The sequence below is a fragment of the Brevundimonas sp. R86498 genome, from assembly GCF_044598075.1.
In the GTDB taxonomy this organism is placed as follows: domain Bacteria; phylum Pseudomonadota; class Alphaproteobacteria; order Caulobacterales; family Caulobacteraceae; genus Brevundimonas.
In genome coordinates this window covers 501,956-523,912 of sequence record NZ_CP139004.1, presented here as the reverse complement: position 1 = coordinate 523,912, position 21,957 = coordinate 501,956, and the positions used below count along the sequence as shown (strand labels likewise).

Genomic DNA, 21,957 nt, shown 5'->3' with positions numbered 1-21,957 from the left:
CGAGCCTCACGCCGGGCCATTAGGCGGGGCGTTCGAAATCGAGAACGACAATAGCGACCCGCCCGGTCCCCGCCTGGGCGCTCCTCGCGATCAGTGCTTCTCGCAACTCGGCAGCGGTCGTCGGCTTAGGCTCGCGGGCCGGCGGAGCCTTGAGCGGCTTGGACGTTCCTTCGCCGAACCAGAGCACGAGATAGATGCCGGCCTCGGCCCGCCAGTCGTGGGCATAGAGGTGCCCGAGCTGGGCGTCGGCTGAGACCCACAGGTCGCGATGCCACTGTCCCTTGATCTCGATCGGCACGCCGAGGTCGCCGAGTTGGCAGAAGATGTCGCACCGCTTGTCGTCGGCCAGATGGGCCTCGGGCTGGGCGTCTATACCGAACGGCAAAGGCCGCACCATCTTCAGCAGACTGTCGCGACAGTCCTCCTCACCGCGCGGCACGCCATGGTCAATGAAGTCGCGATACCAGTCGACATCGCTGCTGCGAAGTTTGCGCTGAACCTCCCCCAGCTCTTCGAGCAGCACTGCCTGCAGCTGCAGGGCGGTTGTTGGCGCGCCGTCCCGGACGACCGCACTGACAGCCTTCGGGTCAGGTGCACGCCACCTCGCCTCGACGCGATTGCGCTCCTGTTCGGCGGACGCCGACCGCACGAGCTCGGTGTAGGGATCTTGCCGATCGCCAAGCAGTTGGGCCATAGCCGCGACCGCTTCGTCAGAGACATCGCTGGCGAGGCGCTTAATCAGGGCCGAGATGAACTCGCTCGCGTTCCAATCATTGTCGTCGCCGGTCGACATCCCCTCGGGGCGGCTCCGTCGAGGAAACTGGATTCTGAAGCGCCTCAACAGCCATAGCGCCAGCTCCGGCTTGAGCTCGACCTGACGCCCCTGTTCGCGCCGGCTCCCGATACGAGTCCGCATATGCCAGAGCAGTTCGGGGGAGAGATCTCCTCCCGCCTCCAACTCGGCGCGGGTTCTTTCGAAATCGATCAGAAGGCCGACCGTGTCCCAGATCAGACGACGTTCCGCGTCGGGAAAGGCGCGCGCCCGCCGTTCCAAGGCGATCGCACTGAGTTCCTCTCTGGCCTCGGGAACTGGCAGCAGATGATCAACCAGTTCAGCCTCGGTGGCGGGAGACATCTCCTTAAAGCGCTCTAGCCACTCCACGGCGAACCGCGTCGCGAGGGAGGAGTCTTGGGTTTCCCGCATCAGGCCATACAGGCCGTCAATGTGAGTGCGCCCGCGCTTGAGTTGGGGTTCGAAGTAGAGCCTCAGCGCCTCCTCCCAGGCACCGCGCCGGCGCAGCTCATCGCCTAGGATTCGATCGAGGTCCGGGACCCCGGCGTGATCGTCGATCCGGCTTGAGCGGATCTCCATGAGACCGGCCATGACCCGTTCGGTCGGCAGGTCCGCAAAGCCCCGCCCCGTGCGGTGTCTCTCGATTAGAGCCGCCACGATCACATAGGCGGCGGTCCAACGTTTGTCGTCCGCATGGCTTTCCGCAATCTCAACAGCACTCGGCTTGACTGGAGTGCTACTGAGAAAGGCCTCGAAGCCGGCCAGGCCGGCGTCGCGCAGCTCCGGGCCGAGCCACTCCTGGAGACGTCCGGGACCGTCCAAAGTCTCGTCGCCCATGTCGGCGAACAGTTTGAGATAGGCCTTGGCCGGGTTCACGATGAGGCGGAAGGTTCCGGCCCGCAGCTCGTCGATCTCGCTAAGGAACCCGGCCCGGTGCTTCTCCCACTCGGCCAATTTCTTGGCCTCTCTCGCACTCCGGCGACTGTCCTGATCGACCTGCCACTCCGGCGTGTCGGGATGCTCGAGCTTGTCGAGCCACGCTTCGTCTTCGGGGGCGCCCGCGGCGAACCGCCGGGCGGCCTGACGAACCGCTGCGCCTTCATCGGCACTATGGCGGGCGATTGAGACTACGTCGCGCCAGCGCGGATCGTCAGGTGCCAGCAGGTCTAGGAGAGCGATGATGTCGCCTTGATCCGGCGTCAGCCCCGGCGAGCGTTCGCTGAGCCTGAAGGCGGCGCGCCAAAGATTGCCGTCAACCGGCTGGTCGATTAGCGCCCGGCGTTGCACGGCGCGCCTTAGACCGTCATCGGCCCGCAACCGCTCGGCCACCGCGTCTCTAGCGTCGCGCTGATATCCCTCATGACGGCCGAGGGGCTCGAGCCATCGCCACAGCTGTTCAGGTGCCACGGCTTGGTCGACGAGGAGTCGGCCGAGGAGCGCCTGGGCGAGATCCGTGTAGTGGGGCAACCTGTCGTGCGGCTCGTCCTCAACTGCGGACGCGGCGACGGCTATTGCGTCGAGGAGCGGACCGATTCGGTCAGTCGGCAATTTCCTCTGCAGCCTGTAGAGGATCCCGATCGTGCGGTTCTCAAGGCCGAGCTGAGCTGTGACAACGCGGCCGATCACGTCGTCGCTAAACCCCGCATAGTCCGCGAGCTCCAAGATTTCCACGCCCAGTCGGATCGCGTCTTCGTCGCCTTGCGTCAGGAGGTGTTCAACAATCGCGGGCCAGTTCCGGGACGGGCCCAGCTCATGCAGCCGGTCGGCCGCCTCGCTGCGCAGCGCGAAGGCCGTGTCAGGCGCAAGGAGCAGCGCTTCCAACTCGTCGACGAGGGTCGACAACACAGCCGATCCCTTGACGGCCTGAAGGACCAGAAGCCGTAGACCGAACTCGCGCTCGGCCGAGGTGATGATCGCCTTGAGCCGAGGCAGCAGCGGAAGCTGGGCAAGACCGGACAGGCGATAGTCGCTCCAGTCCCAGAACCAAGGGTCCTTGGCCGCCAGCGCCTCAAGCGCGTCGAGCAGACGGGTCGCCGAAGCGAGGGTGAGGTTGTCTCCGTCGCCGTACTGGATGACGCCCATGGGATTGGCGGCGATGATATCACCCGCTAGTTCAGTGCTATGCCACGCGATCCAGGCGTGCAGCCCCCGCAGGCTGGTCGGTACGAGGTTGGGAGCGTTGAACAGGCCCAGAAGCCGGCGTTGCTTGCGCGGTGTGTCCGCGCAGCGCGCGAGCCAGCGGGCCCCGAGAAACTCGCCCATCGACCGGTGGGAATAGGTGAACCGGTCACTGGAGAGAGCGACGAAGAGCCGGGAGTCTAGGATGTCCCGAATGGCCCCGGCGTTCGGGAGTTCGGCGATCGCGCTGAGCGGAACGTCTTCGGCATTGGCGTTGACGCGGAGCGTGACCGCTTCCTGACCCGTGAGGATTAGAGTGGCGAACGCCGCCCCGGCTGCGTCCAGGACTGCGTCTTCCCCGAGGCCTGAAAGCTTCGCCCCGATCTTCTCGTCGCGGTGCTCCTTGCGAAGGAGATTGGTCGCGGCCTCGAACAGTCCACCGCGGGAGGTGGGAAGGGCACCGTGGCCGAGGACCTCCCGGACCAGGCTCAAGGTCTGAGGGTTACTCCAAAGCCCGGACAGCCCCTGAGCCTCCAGAGAGACTGCGGCATTCTCTGCCGCGTCGTCGCCGAGGCGTTGGCTCAGAACCTCCACCGCATCCTGCCGGTTGAGGGGCTCCAGATAGAGTTCGACGGGGGCTTCTCCGTACAGGTCCGACAGGCCTTGCAAGGCGGTCGCGCTGCGCCAGTCCGCGACGCGGCAAGAAAGGATGAAGCGCGGGTAGCCTAGGACGCCCAGCCTGTTGAGAACCAGATCAACAGCATCCCCTTGCTGCCCCGCCGACACCTCGTCGAGCGCATCGATGACCAGTGTCTGGGCTCTGCCAAAGCGGGCGATTGTATCTGGGGCGGTGATCAGCGCGCGGGCGGTGCACACCTCATAGCCGAGCTGTCCCCGCAGCTGGTTGAGAAGAGTCGACTTCCCCATTCCGGCTTCGCCGAGCACGACAAGCGAGCGCGAGTCCGAGGTCAGGAATGATTGGTCAACGACCTTTCGTTTCCCCTCGTCCTGGAACCACAAGGTGCGATTGACGAGAACTGCCGTCACGTGTCTCCGCCTTCCGCAGTGCGCGGCCCCTCCAGATGCTCCTTGCAAAAGCGGCCCAGACGACGGGTCGACGTCGCCCCGAAGGAGGTGTTGCGCACTTCAGCGACCCGCTGGAACTCCACGCGCATCAGGATCAGCAGGTGTCGAGATTCGTCTTCACCACAAGAGTCTCACTAGGTCGGGTCTCCACGGCAAGGCGAATCTGACTTAGTCCGAGTGTGGTCCACGTCATTGTCGCCGCCCCCATTGCTCCGATCGCCGCTTTGCCTCTTTCGCCGAGAACATCCTTATCGAACTAAGGGTGTCCCTGCGGATGCCCGACGGCGGTCGCAACGGAACACTGCGGCGCTCTAGGGACTCGCTTGCGCACCAAGTTTGCTGACGATCAACCACGCCGCCTCCAGTGAGATTGCGGACATGCGTCCTTGGCCTCTAACCGGGTCTGACTTTGTGGGGGCGATCAGGCCGTCCCCAAAGAAGCTACCAGCTTCCCTCGCTTCATCCGAAGGACAACGGTCGGCCGGTCGGGAAACTCCGCCCGCAACTGGAGTGACCCTCCAAGCGCCTTGACGTAGGTGTAGAGCGCGGACACCGCCACGTCCTCAGCGTGCTCAATCTTGGCGACTCGATATCGCGTCATATCGCCAGCTTTCGCGACCTCGCCCCGAGTGAGCCGGAGGGTCTTGCGGATCTCATACAGAGTGCGGCCGCCCGTTTGGGCAGCCTCCACAGGCGCGCCGACCTGCTCCACACCGGGATCATCTGAGGTGTCGTCGCCTGCGGCCATCGATACGATCCCCAATCGCAGTTATTGGTCGGCTCAAAACCTGTGAACTAAAACCAAGATCTACACAGCATTCGCAAATATATACGATCGTATATCAACGCGACTTTGTCGAAATTGCCGTATTCGACCTACAAATTTATTCTGTGACTCCAAGAGAAAGTCTTGCAAAAATCCTCATGTCGCAATCTCGACCGCATGTCGAGTCGCTAACGCTTTCAGGCCGAACGTTCGGCTCAGCAGCAGAGGATCGTACCCGATGGACCCGCCATAAACCACGCAGTTTCATAGCTTTAGGCCTGATACAACTCGAGCCCCAGGCTAGGCCAAGGGCTCGGTCGGGAAGCCTTCCGGCTCCAATCGTTGTGGTAGACGATGGACGGATGGTCTCCCTGATCGAGCAGTAAGTCAACACGCTTCTAGAGAAGCGCGATGATCCCGGCTGGCCTGGTCCCAACGCATCGTCGATCAAGGAGAAGCCAGATGGGTCACGTCCATCCTCGCACCCTGCTGCCCATCGGGCAGGCACCTACGATAGCAACCGTCGCCAACCTTGCGGGCGGGAAGAGAGCGGCTTCACTGCTCCGGGAAGGCCTCCTATGAGCAGCGCCGCCGAAACACGACTGATCGAGCGCGCGTTGGCGATGCAGCCATCTTCGCCGCTGCTCGAATACCAGATTCCGCCCGTTCGTCGTCTTTGGCTGCCGACGATAGGAACGGGGCCGCTCATCGATCTTCGACGCCACCCGGAACTGTTCCCCGACGTTTTGGGCGATTACCCAGAGGTATTCGAGACCCGGCGAAGCCGGAGCGCTTCGCGCGGCTGGCAAGGCAAGCTCGCGAGCTCGAAAATGGGACGAACAGTGCGGACACGGTCCCATCTCGAGCTGAGGCTGTGCGAGCGGTGTGAGGTTGATGGCGCTGTCTGGAGGTATCTCGAGCAGCCCATCAGCATCACGTACCAAGACGGAGAGGGCAAAAAGCGTCGCCACACTCCGGACTTGTACTACCAGACGAATGGTGTGGCTTCGTTCGTCGAGGTCAAATGGGAAACTGACGCGCGCAGCGAGAAAAATGAAGCGCGATGGCCCCATATCGCTGCTGCGATAACCGGCCTGGGATTTCAGTATGAAGTCCTGACCGAGCGCCACATCCTTCGCCGCCCGATGGCCGACAACGTCGCACTCCTGCTTAGGATGAGGCGGAATGAGCCGTTGGCGGTTGGCGCTGCCGCCGCGCTTGAAGCCGTGCTGCGAAGAGGCCCGCTGACGATCGAAGAGGCGATATCCGCGCTTCCAGGCACCAGTTGGCCCAGGATGCTCCGCGCCTTGGCTGACGGCTGGGTGCAGACAGACCTCGAGATCCCGCTGACCCCGGGATCGCCGGTGTCGCTGGGCCGCCCCAAGGACGGTCGCTGATGCGGTTCGCTTCATTTTCCATCGGAACGCTCTTTGATTTCGATGGCCGGCGCTATCGGCTGGTCAACCGTCTCGACGATGGGGCGTGGCAAGCTGTCGATATCGAGACAAACCGACTGGTTGAGTGGCCCTGGAATGACATGGCGGCTGCCTACGAGGCCAATCACCTGTCCTTGGCACCCACTCACTCTGACGGCCGCGCTGAGCCAGCAACTCCCGTTCGAGACATGTCTCAACGCCAACAGGAAAAAGTGCTCAGTCGCGCGAGATTCCTGGAAGCTGCCGCTGCGCGCTTGAGAGGACATCGGGTCAATCGTGCTGATCTGGCGGGCTTGCTCGCTGAGGTGAGCGATGCGCTAGGTTTCGCCAAACCGGTCTCGGTCGCTTCGTACTATCGCTGGAAGAAATCGGAGGAACGGGGAGGCACCCAGGGGTTGGCCGGGAATAAGATGGGGCCGAAGGGCCGCCACTGCTCTGGCGTGGCAATCGCCAGGCAAGTCGTGCGCGAGCAAATCCTAGCCGCGCATCAGACCCGAAAGGTCGGAGCCGCGCCCGTCGCCACTTTGAAAAGCATGCAGCGGGAAACGCGGCGCCGCATTCAGTCGGAGAACGCTCGCCGGCGTGAGACTGGCGGTAGCCAACCACTCCTGAGCGCACCATCGCCCTCAACATTTCACCGAGTATGGAAGGAGTTCTCGGCGGAGGATCGATCAGTTGTCGTCGGCGGGAAGAACGCCGCAAGGCACCTCTATCGCGGTGGGCGCGGCCTGGCCCAGCCGCACGCGTGTCTCGATTTGGCCGAGTATGATGAAACGCGCGTGCCAATGTTCGTTTTCGAGGAGTCCTTGGGCATCCCGCTCGGGCGGCCTTGGCTGTCCTGGTATGTCGATGTCTATTCGGATGCGCCGACCGGATTCTATCTGGGATTCGAGCCGCCAGGTGATCTGACGATCACGAGCGCGCTAAGGCACAGCTGCCTCCCCAAAGCCTACGTCGCGCGGGAGTACCCAGATATCGCAAACACATATGCGCCCGCCGGCATTCCTCGAAAGGTGACGTTCGATAACGGTTTGTCTCAGTGGAGCAATACCATCGAAGCGCTCGGCCTCGATTTGAAGATGTCGATTCAGTACGCGACGCCCAGAACCCCGTGGTTCAAGCCGAGGGTTGAAGGCATGTTCAACCTGCTCAACCAGACGATATTGCGAGAGCTTCCAGGCTTCGTGCTCGGCAAGGGTATGCACGAGTACGACCCCCAAAAACATGGATGCATAGGACTTCGTCACCTCCTTTACCTGCTCCACGTCTGGCTGGTGGATATCTACCTCCAGGAGCCGCGCGGCATGCTTCTCAAGTCTCCCGCAGCGGCATGGGAAGAAGGCACGCGCGAATTTCCGCCCGATTTCCTCCCGCGATCACACGACCTGGACTTTGTCTTCGGTATCGTTCGCTCGGGTCGCCTTGATCACCGAGGCGTTCGTCTGGAAAATCTGTGGTTCCAGTCTCCCGAGCTCCAGGCGCTGCGCAGGCAACATGGTGAGAAGCTTGGGGTGGAGATCAAGTTCGACCCGTCCAACCTTGCTTACGTTCATGCGCGTATCCCCAATCGCCCTACGGGGTGGGTTCGGGCGGAAGCTGTGTTCAAGACATATGCGCAGGGGCTCAGCTTGCACCGGCACAAGCTGAACCAACGCAATGCCAGGGAAAAATTTGGCGAAGTCTCTGCCACGAACCTCGCTCGGGCTCATGACTTTCTGCATGAGCTGATCGCAGACGCGCTACCCGCCGCAATGAGCATCCGAACAAACAGCCTGATTGCTCGAGCTCTAGGCATAGGCACACAACATGCCTTCAACAATCTGAACCATGACGGCGAACTGCAGAAGATGTCGGGGCCTTTCGCTGGCTCGACGTTGAACCCGCTGTCGACGCCGGAAGTTGAAGCCCGAAACCCGTCACTTTCTCCGTCCGCCCCCATCGCTGTTCCGGAGCGGAAACGGACCATCCCAGCTTTCGACGGCGACCGCCTCCTCGGCAGGCGCGGCTCATGACGGCCTTTTGGAAGGATGCATACGACGAGATTGACGCGATCTTCGTCAACCATCCAAACTTCGCTTACGCCATGGGAGAAACCCGTGACCTGATCGAGCTTTGGCCAACGCTGACGGCACCGTGCATCCACGTCAGCGGCCCTTCTGGCGTTGGAAAGTCTACGCTCAAGGACCGGATGATTGGGCAGTATCCGCCTGTGCCGAATGGAGCGCAGGTAAAGCTGTTAGGCGGGCTTACGATGACCGCCGATCGCCATCAGTTGCTCGTTGCGACCATGCCGTCCTCGCCGACCGTGAAGGGCTTGGCTCGAGAGCTTCTGAAGGCTTACGGCGACGAGTTCTGGAATCGCGGCGATGAGTACACCCTGGGTGATCGGGTTGATCGGTTCGTGGCGGCGAACCAGACCGCTGCGATCCTGATCGATGAGGCGCAACGGGCTGTTGAACGATCAGGCACTGTGGTGTCGGACAAACTCATCGACTGGATCAAGTCTCGACATGAGATCAATTCAGTCGGGATCATCCTGCTTGGCTTGGGTAATCTTCGCCATCTGTTCGACGCAGATCGTCAGATAGAGCGAAGATGGGACGCGGAAATCCGGCTCGAACCGTACAGATGGTTCCTACCAAACGGCGACCCTGACTTTGCCGGCCAAGATAACTTCATCGGAGTTCTGGCGACTTTCCGCGACCTGGCACCGGTGCGGCTTGAGTTCGATGTTGAAGACGATGACATCGCCTTCCGCTTTTTCTACCTCTCGCAAGGCTTGGTCGGTGGGGTCAAAAAGGTGCTGCTGAAAAGCACCCGTCTCATGAAGCGAAATGGCAAGACCACCATTGACCTGGCGCTACTCAAGGAGGCTGCAGACGGTGCCTTTCGGTTGGAAAAGAATGGGATGCAGAATCCGTTCTGTCGGACTTTCGTCCCACAACCGCCGCCACCGCTAGACGACGACTACGAAATCAAAATCGCGAAGAAGCGGATCAAGGGTGATTCCTCGACCTCGCAGTCAAAGGGGCGGAGAGCCCAGGCCGTAAACAAGCACCTGATCCTCTGATGGGCGGCCACCTTGTTATCCGAGGGCCTATCCAAGCGGATGAGAGCCTGAGCGGCTACGTTGTGCGCCTGAGCCACGCTAACCAGCTCAAGTCTATGCACCTGCTACAGCGTGCAGGATTGACGCCTGGCTTCGAAAACAGGCCAGTCGATCTGTACGCCTTGAGCGCGCTTGGCGGTTCTCGCCAAGCTGACCTGCAAGCAGCTTCGTTTGCGCCGTCTGAGGAAGGTGCCAAAGGCCTGACTTTCGCGGGCGAAACTATTGCCCGGGTGCATCTGCTCCCAGATGGCGCGAGGGTTTGCTCGGCCTGCCTTGAGGAACGGGGATACGCATCGAGGCTGTGGCATCTCAGATCTTACGCTGCCTGCCACCGCCACGGAACATTGCTCACTGACCGATGCTCCCAATGTCAGCGGCCTGCAAATTGGTTGCGAAGACGCCTGGATTGCTGCGACTGCGGGCATCGCTGGACCAGTGGGAGAAAGGCGCCTGCGGGCGTCTTACAGGTCGCGGAGCGGCTCGCTCACACCGCCGAAGCGCCTGAGAGCGCTTCCTGCTCCCAGACTTCAGTTGGCGGAATCTCCACCCTTTGCTGGTTCTTCGGAGCGTCCCTTTTGGGAGGGCCTCGCCAGCGGAGATCCATTTACAATTCCCGAGCTGAACTCCCGGCTTCCCTGACCGTCATAGAGGCGGGCGCACCCTTCGTATTGGACTGGCGAACCACATTTGAGCGCTGGGCAACCGAACGCTTTCATCGCTCTGGCGCGAGGATCGGCCTTCACAAAGAGTTCGGTCCCGAGTTAGTCCGGATCCGGAACACCTTCGAAGATGTCTGTCCTTTCGTCATCGACAGCGTGCGGGATTTCTTCTCCCGCAATTGGCAGGGCTTCTTGCTCCGACGCGAGAGCTACTTTTGCGTCAGCCCGACTACCGCTCGCTACATTACTGCATCGCAGGCGGCGAGGACCCTTGGCATCCGCATGCCCAGAATCTGGGACTTCGTGGAGGCAGGCGAGGTTGTAGCGGTGCAGCGGTCGTCGGGCAGGCGCGTCTACCGCGCCATTCGGGCGGACGGGGTGGAGAAACTAAGGCGACATCTCGCGTCGCTCCTCACCCCCGTGGAAGCTGCGATGGTCATGGGCATTTCGAAAGTGAAATTACGGATGCTCGACCGCGCCGGCCTGGTCGCCGCGGAGCAAATTATCAGCCATACGAAGCGCTACAACACTAAAGTCTTGCATGAATTCTGCACCAACCTTGTCAACGCAGATCGGCCAATCACCGAAACCTCGGCTCGGCTGACGGAGCTGAGGACGCTACCGTTCCTGACGCTCATTCAGGGAATTCGAGACGGACGTCTAGCGGCATGGTTCGGTCCCGATGGGACCAACAGTTTGGCCAACATCTATCTGGACGGGGCAGAGATTGAATCCCTGAGCCGATCAGACTCTCAGGAGAAAATGATGACGGCGAGAAAGGCGACCCAGCAGTTGGCGGTCGGTCACAAAACGCTCGCCGTGTTGGTGAAGGCCAAAGGAACCGCCGCCGTCTGGCGAAAAGGCTATCTCATGGCAGTGTCCGCGTCGGAAGTGCAGCGCTGGTCTAGTACGATCACCACAGCAGCGAAGGTGGCCGATCGCCTCGGCATCGCCCCGACATCGGTGACTCGACGCCTGAAGCAACTCGGCATTGTTCCGGTGCTTGCGACAGCTCACGCTGAGAAGATCACGGCCCTTTGGCTGCTGTCAGATGTCCAGGCTGTCGACTTTTCGAAGCAGTGGCTCACCGGGTGCGGTCAGCCTTGTAGAGCGCCCAAGGCCGCTAGATTGAAGAAGCTCGTTCGGCGGCCGAGCAGATCGATACCGGAGGGGAACATATCCCTGACGCACCTTTCAAAGCTGCTTCAGATCGACAAGGAGACGCTTCGGCACCTGGCGATCGCAGGCTTTCTTGAGGCCACCGAACTCACACGTTCCGGACACCTTCGTGGTGTGACAAAGACATCTGCGGCCTCGTTCGAGCGAAAGTACGTCTCCAGCTCGGAGCTCGCGAGACTGCATGGGCTTAACGCGGTTGGCGTGACCCGTCGGCTTCTCTCGCTCGGCATCAAATCCATCCTCTCGCCCGGCGCGCAGAGCCGCGTCCAGATGTGCTGGCGCCGCCGAGATGTCAGAAAGATCGATTTCGCGGCACAGTACATGTTGCCATGCGGCAGGCCCTCTTCGCCCCCGCGCTGCGTCGGTGCCAAATTGCTCGAACCCCGTCCCTTAGGTAGCCCGCGCCTTCTGCCGGGTGCCATGTATGTTCATACGGCGACCGGCATTCTTGGCACCAACAGCTTCAGCCTCCGGGCCGCCGTTGAGGCCGGATACATTCGGGCATCGACTCGCTCAGCTACGGATAAAATCCTGACTGTGGTTGAAGCAGACGTCCACGCATTCTCGTCCTGCTACATCTTCACGCCCAAGCTCGCCTCTAAACTTGGACTCTCGATCAGATCTGTGAACCGGAATCTGGCGCGGCTTGATGTGAAACCGATATGGCCCGGGGAACGCCCGATCCACGCGCTTTGGGAAAAATCATCCTACGACGAGGGGCAGCTCCTGGAGCGGTGGGTTACCGCAGCTGGGGTCCTTTCCGAGCAGAGCTCCCTTTTCCCCGACAAACTCTAATCAGGGAGAGCCGGCGGTTCTCGGCGGCTTCTTGGCTTCGTCGATCTGTCTTGGTCCGGTACGCTGCCGGCCGTGCTGAGGAGTTCCGGTCATGACAACCATCCGCGACGGAGTTTTCCCATTGGGCAGCGTCCTGAACGACATTTTTGAACTTTGCGGAACGGGGTTCCTTTTGGGCGATGGGACAGTTGCCCTGACAGCTGGCCATGTGATCGACCAGGCGGCTCGTCGCGGCCCTCTTGTGGGCCTTTTTGTAGTCGGCAGTACTTGGCATTCAGAACTTGTCGTGGACTGCGAGGTTCACCCCGAACACGACGTCGCTGTTGTTCGATTTGGCCGAGCGGTGGGCCCGTCAATCGTGCAGGTCTCGGGTGACGTTCAGTTGTCGAGCGCCGTCTATCATGGTTGGGGCTACCCGGACTACGTGGCCGAGGAGGACCGAAGCGGTGGGGAGCCTCCCCAACCTGGTGCTGTTGCTACCGTGAACCCGGACCTGATTTTTAGACAGGGGTATGTCCGTCGGCGACTAGGTTGGGCTTTGCCGTACAGCAGTTTCAAGGGAAGCTCCTTTTTGGAGCTCAGCGAAGTCTTCGGTTCGTGCTGCTCCGGCGCGCCCCTGATTCTTATGACCAGTATCGGGCGTGGACCGTGGAAGTGCATGGGCATTTACGTGGGGGAACGCTCCGGACACCATACCCAAAGCGTGGGTTTGGCCGTTCCAGGCGACGTGTTTGCGTCTTGGGCACCGTCATTAGTGGGGCAGCCGTTAGAAAGTCTTCCGCCCAGCGGCTAGGTAACCAAAGGAGATGCACAGCGTGTCCAAGGAAAACCGTCCTCGCGTGCGCCTACGGTGGATATCTTGTTGAGCCCCGCAGGGGGCACTGCGTAGGGTGCGGCAAGCTGATGTGATCTTCTCCTGACCCGGTCCAATTTTGTGGGAGTGATCAGGCTGTCTCAAAGAAGCTGCCAGCTTCCCTAGCTTCATCCGAAGGATAACGGTCGACCGGCCAGGAAACTCCAGCTGCGGGTGCTCCAGCGAATGGGGCGGATCAGGGTCCTTTCCGTGCAGAGCTCCCTTTTGCCCCGACGAGTTCTAGTCAGGGCGAGGAGAGCGCCAATTTCCTCAGGCATTGTGATCACGCACAGGGGTTTCTCAGAGGTTGTGATCATATTCAGCCGCAGTCTCAGATACTCTGGATCGTCGCTCTCTCGGATTGTGAATCTTGTCGCGAAAACCTGATTCAAATCAAAGCGCGGAGGTCTCAGATTTTATGACTCGGACCAAGGGCAGGGGATGACCCGGCCCTGACGCTTCTCGTCTGGACGTTCCGGTCAGCCGCCGCCCGTGCCCGGTTCACGCGGGACAGGCTGGAAGTCCCGGACGAAGGCTTCCAGCAATCGCACCCCGTAGCCGGTGGAACCCCCGGGCTGGATCGCGTCGGCCGAGCCATTGTCGACGCCCGCGATGTCGATATGGGCCCAGGGCGTCTCGGGCCGGACGAAGAAGCCGATGAAATGGGCCCCGGTGCCGGCCCCGGCCCCCCCGTCACCCGAGTTCTTGATGTCCGCGATGGAGGAGCTTGTGTCGCGGACATAGGTCGGATGAAGCGGCAGCCGCCACAACCGCTCGCCCGTTGTCCGGCCGGCCGCCTCAAGCTGGTCGGCAAGGGCATCGTGGCGGCTGAACAGCCCGGCGTAGTCGTCGCCCAAGGCGGTGCTGACCGCGCCTGTCAGGGTGGCGACGTCTACAATCGCGGCAGGATCCATGGTGGCGTCGGCCCAGGCCACGGCGTCGGCCAGCACCAGCCGGCCCTCGGCGTCCGTCGAGATGATCTCGATGGTACGGTCGTTGTAGGCGGTCAGCACATCGGCCGGACGGCTGGCCCCGCCGTCGGGCATGTTCTCGGCCAGGGCGGCCACGGCCACGACGTCGACAGGCGCTCCGGCCTTTGCCAGGGCCAGCACGGCGGCGACAACGGACGCCGCGCCCGACATGTCCATCTTCATGGCTCCCATGCCGGCGGACGGCTTGATGGAAATGCCGCCGGTATCAAAGGTGATCCCCTTGCCGGCCAGAACCACCGGCCCGCCGGCCGGGGCACCGGATCCGCGATAGCGCACCGCCAGCATCCGCGGGGGACGCTCCGAGCCCTGGCCCACGCCCAGGATGGCCCCCATCCCCAGCCGGGCCATGTCCCGCTCGTCCAGCACGGTCATCTCGACGCCACGGACACCCTCAAAGGCGCGGCGGGTCCGGTCGACGAAGGTCTCCGGATACAGGATGTTGGCGGGCTCGTTGGACAGATCGCGGGCCAGATGCATCGCCTCCACCAGCGCAGCGCCCCGCGCATAGGCGGTGCCGGCTCCAGCGGCGTCGGTCACCACCGTCACCGGCGTGGTCGCAGGGGCGGATCGTGTGGTGTTGTAGAGATCCGGCCGATAGCCGCCGATGCCGAACCCGGTCGCCAGATCGGCCACGGTCGCGTCATCCAGTCCCGCGGCCGCCATGGTCACCGGACCTTCGACCGTCGCCAGGGCGCGGCCGGCCACCATCCCGGCCGTCTGGGCGGCGGGGGCCTCGCCTTCCAGGCCGATGATGATGACCCGATCCCAGGCCTCAAGACCACGCAGGGTGAGGGTGTCGCGGGGGCCATAGCCGAAGCTGGCCTGAGCAAGAGCTCTCGTGACGATTGCCAGATCCGCCGGATCCAGCAGGCCCGCCCGGACGGAGAGGTCTGCGACCGACCGCAGGGGCAGGACGAGGGTGCCACCGGGCTGGGCCGAGACGGCGAAATTCACGGGCCGGATCGGCGTGGGTGTTCCCTGCGCGAGAACGGGCGTTGCCAGTACAGCCGCGATCGCGATCGGCGTGGCGGCGAGGGCGAGGGCAAGGGCTCGGGCGAGCGACATGTGGAACCTCCCAATGATACAATATCACAGACACTAGCCGTGCCGCCGTGAACTGCAACCTTTCAGGGGCCTCGCGGCAGGCTCTGCCGCCGTCCCGCGTCTAGGGTCGCCCGGCGTCGATATAGGCGCGAATGCTGGCGAACGGGTCGCCGACCGGCGTGGCCTCACCGCACCCGACCTGCTGGACTCCCTGGTCGAAACTGCCCGCCCGGATGTCGCCCCAGGGCTCGTCAACCGGAATGCCCTCGGTCAGTTCGCCGTCCTCATAGGCCTCTGCCGAGGCGGTCAGGCGGGACTCATCAGCGTTGCAGCGAACGGCGAAATCATCGACCACATGGCTGTAGTCTCCGGGTGCTGAGTTCAGGGGCACGCGGGCAACGCTGACGTGAATTTCATCTCCGTCCCGGCGAACGGTGGACGGGTCGATCAGGAAGGTCGAGGTCGCGCCGCGCGAGAAGACCCGCCACTGGGGTCCTTCGGCCTGGGACGAGGTCGCCATGGCCGGAGGGATCAGGATCTCCTCCTGCGGCACGGCGTCCTGGGCCAGACCCGGGCCCGCCATGGCCAGACTGGCCAGGGCGATGACCCATCCGGCCAGAATTGATCCTGAGTTCATGGTTTGCCTCCCCAGACTATCCAGCGTGACAGTTCACGCCTGCCCGAGCCACAGATCAAGGGGCATGGTGCCCCCCAATGGCCGCGATCGGCGTTCAGGGTCTCACCATGCTGCGCACATTGATCCTGACTTTCACGCTGGTGGCGGCTCCGGTCGTCTTCGCTTCAGGCCCTGCTGTGGCCCAGACTGCCGACGCCGCCTTTGTCTCCAACCGGATCGTGGTCCAGACCCGGGGCCGCGGACCCGACATCATCCTGATCCCCGGACTGGCCTCGACGGGCGAGGTCTGGGCCCGGACGGCGGATCGGCTGGATGACCGCTACCGGGTCCATCTGGTCTCGATCCGGGGCTTCGGCGATGTGCCGGTCGGGGCCAATTCGACGGGGGCGCTGGTCGCTCCGGTCGCGTCAGAACTGCGTCGTTACATCGCTACGCGGCAGCTCGACCGGCCGGCGGTGATCGGCCATTCCATGGGTGGTCTGGTCGCTCTGCAGGCCGCCGCCGATGCCGGACGCGACCGGCGCGGCGGGACGCCCGGACGGGTCATGGTCGTGGACGCCACCCCCTTCTTTCCGTCCCTGATCAGCCCCGGAGCCACGGTCGGCGACGTCGAGCCCCTCGCCCGGATCGCCTATCAGGCCCTGCTATTCCTGGGCGACGAGGCCCTGCACACGCGCGGCAATGCGCTGGGCGCGCAGCTGGGCGGGGCGGCCGACAGCGTCTTTGGCAATCTGGGCTGGCAGGGCGGCGACCGTCAGGTTCTGGCGCAGGGCCTGTATGAGGTCATGACCACGGACCTGCGCAACCGGCTGCCGGACATCGTGGCCCCGGTGACGGTTGTCTACGGCTGGAGCCCGGACAACCGAAGTCCGCGCGCCCATCTGGATGCCCTGTTCCAGGCCGGCTACCGCAACCTGTCGCGACCGGCTCGCTTCGAACGGATCGAGGGGGCGGAACATATGGTCATGATCGACCAGCCGGCGCGGTTTCTGGCGGCCGTGGACCGGTTTCTGGGTTAACCGCGCGGATCAGGCGGGGGTGGTCCCGGCCGCGCGGCCGGTCACGAACAGGACGAGGGCGAAACAGACCTCGATTGCGCCGACGATCAGGGCGAAGTTCATCGGCAGTTCGGTGGGCATCATGGCCACCCACGCGCCGAACGCCGCGAGCGCACCGCCCAGCAGCCAGTAGATCACGCTGCCGTAGACCGTGCGGAAGACGAGATAGCGGACGCCGATGGCCACCGCCATGGCCGGGAAGGCCAGTTCGGGTGCCACCCGCAGGAAGCACCAGGCCAGCAGGATCCCGGCAATCAGCATGAATGTGCTTTCCAGCGCCAGTCGCTCCAGCGGATTGCCCTTCATCCCTGCCGGGGCCCGGAAAAGGACGCGGGACGCCAGCAGCGACAGCGGAAAGATCAGGATCCCGCCGACGAACAGGCCGTAGAAGCCGTTCACCACCCCCTGGTTCATCCACAGCCAGCCGGCGATCAGCCAGACGAGCCCCGACACCAGAACGCCAGGGGCCCCGCCGACGTGAGCGCTCGCCATATCGCGCTGGGCTGTCGAGATATCCATGGTCGCTTCCCCCGTTGCAGCCTTGCTAACACTCGTGCCGTTTGCGGTGAAGCTTTCGTCGCCGGACAGACTCTAGAGCCAGTCCGCGACGGCCTCGCGCGCCAGCATTTCGTCCCAGCTCGGGCGGGCGCGAACGACGGCCCAGCGGTCGCCGTCGACCAGAACCTCCGGGACCAGCGGCCGGGTGTTGTATTCGCTGGACATCACCGCCCCATAGGCCCCGGCACCGCTGAAGACGACCAGATCTTCGGCCTCGAGCGGCGGCAGCAGTCGGTCGCGGGCGAAGGTGTCGCCGGTCTCGCAGATCGGCCCGACGATGTCGCAGGCCCGGTCGGGGCCCGGTCGGGGCGTGACCGGCTTCACCTCGTGGAAGGCGTCGTACATGGCGGGGCGGATCAGGTCGTTCATGGCGCTGTCCAGCACCACGAAACGGCGTCCATCCGCCCGGTCCGTGATCTGGATCACCCGGCTGAGCAGCACGCCGGCATTGGCGGCCAGCAGCCGGCCGGGCTCGAAGGCCGCCTCGACCTCCAGTCCCTCCAGCACCCGGGCGGCCATGGCGGCGTAGTCGGCGGGCGAAGCGGTCTGCGCCCCGCCGGCATAGGGCACGCCCAGCCCGCCCCCCAGATCCAGCCGGGTCACGGACAGGTTCTGGCTCCGCAGGGTCCGGGTCATGTCGGTCAGCAGGCGGAAGGCCGCTTCCAGCGGGGCCAGGTCGGTGATCTGGCTGCCGATGTGACAGGCCAGGCCCACGGGATTCACATGCGGGCTGGCGGCGGCCCGGGCATACAGGGCCAGCGCCTCGTCGGCCGGAACGCCGAACTTGTCGCCCTCGCCGCCGGTGGTGATCTTGGCGTGGCCGCCCGCGCCGATCTTGGGATTCACCCGGATGGCGATGTCGGGGACCGCCCCCTTGCCGGCCGCGACCGCGATCAGCCGGTCCAGTTCGGCCGGGCTTTCGACATTGATCTGGCGCACGCCAACATCGAGCGCATAGGCCAGTTCAGCGTCGGTCTTGCCGACGCCCGAGAAGATGATCTTTCCGGGCGGGACACCGGCCTTCAGCGCCCGGCGAATCTCGCCCTCCGACACGGTGTCGGCCCCGCAGCCGAGGCGCGCCAGGGTGGCGAGGACCGACAGGTTGGAGTTCGCCTTGACGGCAAAGGCGATCAGCGCGTCCCCGAAGGCGGTCGGGTGGGCAGCCACGGCGTCTCGCAGCACCGTGTAGTGCCGCGTCAGGGTCGCGGTGGAATAGACATAGACCGGCGTCCCGACCTCGGTCGCGAGGCGGGACAGGGGCACGCCCTCGGCGTGAAGTTCGCCACCCCGCAGTTCGAAATGGTCCAAGGTTCTATTGCGGATCGCGGCCGGCGGCGGTGCCGCCGAAGGGATTGGACGGTCCGCCGTCGATCGGCTGCTGGCTGGACGGACGGTTGATCGTCGCCGGGTCCGGCAGATGGGGCGCGCGGGCGTCGCGCGGCGCGCGCTCGGTCTGACGCGGGGCGGGCGATTCCAGATCGGCCATGCGGCCACAACCGGCAGCGAGCAGCGCGATCAGGGCGACAGCACCGAGGGCGGGGAGTTTGGTCATGGCGATGTCCTTCACGCGAGACGCGTCTTCCAGTCGGCGATACGCGCCCGGACCTGTTCCGGTGCGGTGCCTCCGAAGCTCTGGCGGCTGGCGCAGGAAGCCTCAGGGGTGAGCACCTTGTAAACCGCTTCCGTGATGCCGGGATGCAGGGCCTGCAATTCGGTGAGCGGCAGTTGCGCCAGACCCACGCCAAGGGCCTCGGCCCGCTTGACCGCCGCCCCGGTGACATGATGGGCCTGACGGAAGGGCAGGTCGGCCTCGCGCACCAGCCAGTCGGCCAGATCGGTGGCGGTGGAGAAGCCCCAGCCGGCCGCCTCGGCCATGCGGGCGGTGTTCGGCTGCAGCGCCGCGACCATGGCGGTCATGGCGGTCAGGGCGAGGTCCAGGGCGTCCATGGCCTCGAACACCGGCGGCTTGTCCTCCTGCATGTCCTTGGAATAGGCCAGCGGCAGGCCCTTCATGACCGTGGACAGGGCCACGAATGACCCGAGGATCCTGCCTGTCTTGGCCCGTACCAGCTCGGCGGCATCCGGGTTGCGCTTCTGCGGCATGATCGACGAGCCGGTCGTCAGGTCGTCGGGCAGGGACGCAAAGCCGAACATCGGGGTCATCCAGACCACGATCTCCTCGGCGAAGCGCGACAGATGGCCCGCGCAGATCGAGGCGGCCGCCAGGGTCTCGAGCGCGAAATCGCGGTCGGAGACGGCGTCCAGACTGTTGCCCATCGGGCGGTCGAAACCGAGGGCCGCCGCCGTTGCATGGCGATCGATGGGAAAGGGGGATCCGGCCAGAGCGGCGGCCCCCAGCGGGCTCTCGTTCATCCGCGTCCGGGCATCGGCGAAGCGCGAGGCATCGCGGCCGAACATCTCGACATAGGCCATCAGATGGTGCCCCAGGGTCACCGGCTGGGCCGTCTGCAGATGGGTGAAGCCGGGCATCAGATCGCCGGCATGCTGTTCGGCCCGGGTGAGCAGGGCGCGCTGAAGGGCCTCAAGCTGTGCCACCGACCGGTCGCAGGCGTCGCGGACCCACAGGCGAAAATCGACCGCGACCTGGTCGTTGCGGCTGCGTGCCGTGTGCAGGCGACCCGAAGGCTCGCCGATCAGCTCCGACAGCCGGGCCTCCACATTCAGGTGAATGTCTTCGTATTCATCGCGGAAGGGAAACGTCCCCGCCTCGATCTCGGCCTGGATGGTGTCGAGCCCGGACAGGATGGCCTCGCCGTCCTCGACCCTTACGATGCCCCCGGCGATCAGCATGCGGCAATGGGCCCGCGACCCCCGCAGATCCTGTGCCCACAGGCGCTGATCGACCCCGATCGAGACGTTGATGGCCTGCATGATATCGGCAGGCTTGGCGGAAAAGCGTCCACCCCATAGTGTCTGGCCGGACGAAGGCGTCTCTCCGGACGGTGCCGGGGCTTTGGAGTGGGGCATGAACGGCTCAATCAGGAAGGTCGTGATCGCCGCCTTGGTTGTCGGCGTGCTGATCGGCGGGACGATCGGTGCCCTATACACGCTGGAGGCCGGGCCTTTCAAAGTGAACGCTGCGGCCCAGCCGGAAAAAAGCGAACTGTCGCGGTTCGCCGTCGGCGGGCTGGCCGCGCTGGAGACCCCGGCGGTGCTCGTCGTGGCACCGGACTATGTGTTTCAGGACCGGGCGGGCACCGACGTTCGCTTCGCCGACTTCCGGGGGAAGGTGGTGCTGGTGAACCTGTGGGCCATGTGGTGTGCGCCCTGCCGGACCGAAATGCCGACGATCGCCGCCCTGGCCGAGGCCTATCCGGACGGTGATCTGGTTGTGCTGCCCATCAATGTGGACACTGGGGCGGACGCGGTCGCCGATGCCAGGAGCTTCATCGACGTGCATGAGCCGCTCCCCTTCTACGGGGACACCCGCTTCCAGCTGCCGTTCGAGTTCCCGGGCAAGGGCAAGATGCCCCAGACGATCCTGCTGGATCGTCAGGGGCGGATCCGTGCCGCCTTTGCCGGCGAGGCCGACTGGGCCGGCACCGAGGCGCGAGCCCTGATCGACGCCGTCCTCGCGGAACCGGCCTGAGGCCTACTGCCGTTCGTCGGTGACGGGGTCGACCGCGCCCGGCCGGCCCTGGGCCGCAGCCTCGGCCTGTTCGGCCTCGAGCCGGTCAGCCAGATTGCCGGCACCGGACTCGACCGCCTGGGCGGCCTTCATCGCGCCGGACTCAAGCACCTCGCCGGCCGCTGCGGCCCCCTCCCTCAGTTCCTGACCCGCTTCGGACGTCGCCTGCTCGACATTGTCACCTGCGGCATCAGCCTCGACGGCCGTCCGGTCCTGCTCGGTTTCCGTGCAGGCCATGGTGCCAAGGGAGAGTGTGGCCACTGCGGTCAGGGCCAGCAGGGGGGAAAGACGCATGATCATGGAAAGCCCTCGTTTGGTGTTGAACCTTGGCCATAAACGCCACCGATCACATTGAGTTGCGACCATGGTGCGCTGCAGCATGAGATCGGCTAAGGTTAACGGGTCAGGACGATCGGGAGCGGCGCTATGGTGATGCTGGGCGGTCTGGTGATCGCAACCCTGCTGGGGTTGCTGGTCTGGGATCTGGCAGGCCAACCGACAGGTCGGCGTTGGCGCAGGAGGCGTCGCCGCCGCGCTTCATTGCCCGCCACACGGTCGCCCCGGCCATAGTCAGGCGTCTGCGGCGACTGCCGGGGTCTTGCCGGCACCGGGCTTGAAAGCCCTGATCCACAGATCAAAGCTACGGCCTGTCTTGCACTCGATCTGCACAAAGCCCGCCTTTTCAAAGACGGCCTTCAGGGACTCTACTGAGAAGCCCGTCTTGTGGGCCATGTACAGGTTACCCCGCGCGACCGCCTTGCCGAAGCCGTACAGGATGTCGAGTGGTGTGATGGGGCCGGAAGGGGACTGGTAGGCGGTGCCGGTCAGTCCGTGATCAAGAATGGCGCGGGCGGTTGCCACAAGGTCGGGGCAGGTCAGCAGAACATGACCGCCCGGCTTCAGGACCCTGAGGAACTCCGCAAGGACGATCGGGACCTCGTGCGTATAAACATGCTCGAGATTGTGCGATGAATATACGGCATCCATTGAGCCGGATGCCACCGCATGCATGTCGGTCATGTCCCCGACGATATCTGGCTGGTTGGCTTCAGCAATATCGAGGCGAATCTCCCGCCAGCCCGGCTGGCGAAAGTTGACATGCAGCTTGAGTGGATTGGGCACGCCCGGGCCGACATGGAGGACCAGCCGCTCGGACTGGGCTACGGGCTCGGAAACGAGGCTGTTGTCTGGCGACATGACGCCACCCTATCAGAAGAACCGGGTC

General features: G+C 64.1%; 17 protein-coding genes and 1 pseudogene. 8 read left to right on the top strand and 10 right to left on the bottom strand.

Annotated features, from left to right (window positions below; all coding sequences use genetic code 11):
* Window positions 1-19 precede the first annotated feature (19 nt).
* Both SJY26_RS02620 and SJY26_RS02615 read right to left on the bottom strand, forming a co-directional pair.
* On the bottom strand, window positions 20-3,958 hold the full coding sequence (locus SJY26_RS02620) for an NACHT domain-containing protein (protein WP_396594607.1): 3,939 nt from the start codon (window positions 3,956-3,958) through the stop codon (window positions 20-22).
* A gap of 460 nt (window positions 3,959-4,418) precedes the next feature.
* Window positions 4,419-4,745: a hypothetical protein gene (locus SJY26_RS02615; protein WP_396594606.1), complete on the bottom strand. Its 327-nt coding sequence runs from the start codon at window positions 4,743-4,745 to the stop codon at window positions 4,419-4,421.
* 596 nt (window positions 4,746-5,341) lie between these two features.
* Between SJY26_RS02615 and SJY26_RS02610 the strand changes: the two genes are divergently transcribed.
* The 6 genes and pseudogenes from SJY26_RS02610 to SJY26_RS02585 all read left to right on the top strand — a co-directional run bounded on the left by SJY26_RS02610 (window position 5,342) and on the right by SJY26_RS02585 (window position 12,734).
* Window positions 5,342-6,160, top strand: coding sequence for a Tn7 transposase TnsA N-terminal domain-containing protein (locus SJY26_RS02610; protein ID WP_396594605.1), 819 nt, complete (start codon window positions 5,342-5,344; stop codon window positions 6,158-6,160).
* The gene (locus SJY26_RS02605) at window positions 6,160-8,211 is read left to right on the top strand and encodes a hypothetical protein (protein WP_396594604.1); all 2,052 of its coding nucleotides are present in this window, start codon (window positions 6,160-6,162) and stop codon (window positions 8,209-8,211) included. The genes SJY26_RS02610 and SJY26_RS02605 overlap by 1 nt, the downstream gene beginning before the upstream one ends.
* Complete coding sequence (locus tag SJY26_RS02600) at window positions 8,208-9,269, top strand: ATP-binding protein (protein ID WP_396594603.1); 1,062 nt, start codon at window positions 8,208-8,210, stop codon at window positions 9,267-9,269. Before SJY26_RS02605 ends, SJY26_RS02600 begins: the two co-directional genes overlap by 4 nt.
* Window positions 9,269-9,646 (top strand): annotated as a pseudogene (locus tag SJY26_RS02595) (TniQ family protein); the annotation flags it as partial. The gene SJY26_RS02600 and the pseudogene SJY26_RS02595, both read left to right, overlap by 1 nt.
* Before the next feature lie 330 nt (window positions 9,647-9,976).
* Window positions 9,977-11,941, top strand: a complete 1,965-nt coding sequence (locus SJY26_RS02590) for a hypothetical protein (RefSeq protein ID WP_396595799.1) — start codon at window positions 9,977-9,979, stop codon at window positions 11,939-11,941.
* 91 nt (window positions 11,942-12,032) lie between these two features.
* Window positions 12,033-12,734, top strand: coding sequence for a trypsin-like peptidase domain-containing protein (locus SJY26_RS02585; RefSeq protein WP_396594602.1), 702 nt, complete (start codon window positions 12,033-12,035; stop codon window positions 12,732-12,734).
* 539 nt (window positions 12,735-13,273) lie between these two features.
* Here SJY26_RS02585 and SJY26_RS02580 read toward each other — a convergent pair.
* Entirely contained in the window at window positions 13,274-14,851 is a 1,578-nt protein-coding gene (locus SJY26_RS02580) for a leucyl aminopeptidase family protein (protein WP_396594601.1), read from the bottom strand.
* A gap of 100 nt (window positions 14,852-14,951) precedes the next feature.
* Window positions 14,952-15,467, bottom strand: coding sequence for a surface-adhesin E family protein (locus tag SJY26_RS02575; RefSeq protein WP_396594600.1), 516 nt, complete (start codon window positions 15,465-15,467; stop codon window positions 14,952-14,954).
* A gap of 107 nt (window positions 15,468-15,574) precedes the next feature.
* On the opposite strand from SJY26_RS02575, the gene SJY26_RS02570 reads away from it, so the two are divergent.
* Window positions 15,575-16,486 (top strand): alpha/beta fold hydrolase, encoded by a 912-nt coding sequence (locus tag SJY26_RS02570; RefSeq protein WP_396594599.1) that lies wholly within the window; start codon window positions 15,575-15,577, stop codon window positions 16,484-16,486.
* 9 nt (window positions 16,487-16,495) lie between these two features.
* Here SJY26_RS02570 and SJY26_RS02565 read toward each other — a convergent pair whose 3' ends face one another.
* The 4 genes from SJY26_RS02565 to argH form a co-directional block, all read right to left on the bottom strand.
* Window positions 16,496-17,044 (bottom strand): DUF7010 family protein, encoded by a 549-nt coding sequence (locus SJY26_RS02565; protein WP_396594598.1) that lies wholly within the window; start codon window positions 17,042-17,044, stop codon window positions 16,496-16,498.
* 72 nt (window positions 17,045-17,116) lie between these two features.
* On the bottom strand, window positions 17,117-18,391 hold the full coding sequence (gene lysA / locus SJY26_RS02560) for a diaminopimelate decarboxylase (protein WP_396594597.1): 1,275 nt from the start codon (window positions 18,389-18,391) through the stop codon (window positions 17,117-17,119).
* A gap of 4 nt (window positions 18,392-18,395) precedes the next feature.
* Window positions 18,396-18,635 carry a hypothetical protein gene (locus SJY26_RS02555; protein WP_396594596.1) on the bottom strand — a complete coding sequence of 80 codons (240 nt, stop codon included), beginning with the start codon at window positions 18,633-18,635 and terminating at the stop codon, window positions 18,396-18,398.
* 11 nt (window positions 18,636-18,646) lie between these two features.
* Window positions 18,647-20,071: an argininosuccinate lyase gene (argH, locus tag SJY26_RS02550; protein WP_396594595.1), complete on the bottom strand. Its 1,425-nt coding sequence runs from the start codon at window positions 20,069-20,071 to the stop codon at window positions 18,647-18,649.
* Between argH and SJY26_RS02545 the strand changes: the two genes are divergently transcribed.
* Window positions 20,070-20,693 (top strand): TlpA family protein disulfide reductase, encoded by a 624-nt coding sequence (locus SJY26_RS02545; protein WP_396594594.1) that lies wholly within the window; start codon window positions 20,070-20,072, stop codon window positions 20,691-20,693. The two genes, argH and SJY26_RS02545, sit on opposite strands and share 2 nt — an antisense overlap.
* Window positions 20,694-20,696: 3 nt before the next feature.
* Here the strand turns inward: SJY26_RS02545 and SJY26_RS02540 are convergent, their stop codons facing one another.
* Window positions 20,697-21,032: a hypothetical protein gene (locus SJY26_RS02540; protein WP_396594593.1), complete on the bottom strand. Its 336-nt coding sequence runs from the start codon at window positions 21,030-21,032 to the stop codon at window positions 20,697-20,699.
* A 270-nt stretch (window positions 21,033-21,302) separates the two neighbouring features.
* Entirely contained in the window at window positions 21,303-21,929 is a 627-nt protein-coding gene (locus SJY26_RS02535) for a class I SAM-dependent methyltransferase (protein WP_396594592.1), read from the bottom strand.
* Window positions 21,930-21,957 lie beyond the last annotated feature (28 nt).

Excerpts from the sequence above, each read along its gene's own strand:
- SJY26_RS02615 (WP_396594606.1), bottom strand. The coding sequence starts at position 4,745 with ATGGCCGCAGGCGACGACACCTCAGATGATCCCGGTGTGGAGCAGGTC.
- SJY26_RS02610 (WP_396594605.1), top strand. The coding sequence starts at position 5,342 with ATGAGCAGCGCCGCCGAAACACGACTGATCGAGCGCGCGTTGGCGATG.
- SJY26_RS02605 (WP_396594604.1), top strand. The coding sequence starts at position 6,160 with ATGCGGTTCGCTTCATTTTCCATCGGAACGCTCTTTGATTTCGATGGC.
- SJY26_RS02600 (WP_396594603.1), top strand. The coding sequence starts at position 8,208 with ATGACGGCCTTTTGGAAGGATGCATACGACGAGATTGACGCGATCTTC.
- SJY26_RS02585 (WP_396594602.1), top strand. The coding sequence starts at position 12,033 with ATGACAACCATCCGCGACGGAGTTTTCCCATTGGGCAGCGTCCTGAAC.
- SJY26_RS02580 (WP_396594601.1), bottom strand. The coding sequence starts at position 14,851 with ATGTCGCTCGCCCGAGCCCTTGCCCTCGCCCTCGCCGCCACGCCGATC.
- SJY26_RS02575 (WP_396594600.1), bottom strand. The coding sequence starts at position 15,467 with ATGAACTCAGGATCAATTCTGGCCGGATGGGTCATCGCCCTGGCCAGT.
- SJY26_RS02570 (WP_396594599.1), top strand. The coding sequence starts at position 15,575 with ATGCTGCGCACATTGATCCTGACTTTCACGCTGGTGGCGGCTCCGGTC.
- SJY26_RS02565 (WP_396594598.1), bottom strand. The coding sequence starts at position 17,044 with ATGGATATCTCGACAGCCCAGCGCGATATGGCGAGCGCTCACGTCGGC.
- SJY26_RS02555 (WP_396594596.1), bottom strand. The coding sequence starts at position 18,635 with ATGACCAAACTCCCCGCCCTCGGTGCTGTCGCCCTGATCGCGCTGCTC.
- SJY26_RS02545 (WP_396594594.1), top strand. The coding sequence starts at position 20,070 with ATGAACGGCTCAATCAGGAAGGTCGTGATCGCCGCCTTGGTTGTCGGC.
- argH (WP_396594595.1), bottom strand. The coding sequence starts at position 20,071 with ATGCCCCACTCCAAAGCCCCGGCACCGTCCGGAGAGACGCCTTCGTCC.
- SJY26_RS02540 (WP_396594593.1), bottom strand. The coding sequence starts at position 21,032 with ATGATCATGCGTCTTTCCCCCCTGCTGGCCCTGACCGCAGTGGCCACA.
- SJY26_RS02535 (WP_396594592.1), bottom strand. The coding sequence starts at position 21,929 with ATGTCGCCAGACAACAGCCTCGTTTCCGAGCCCGTAGCCCAGTCCGAG.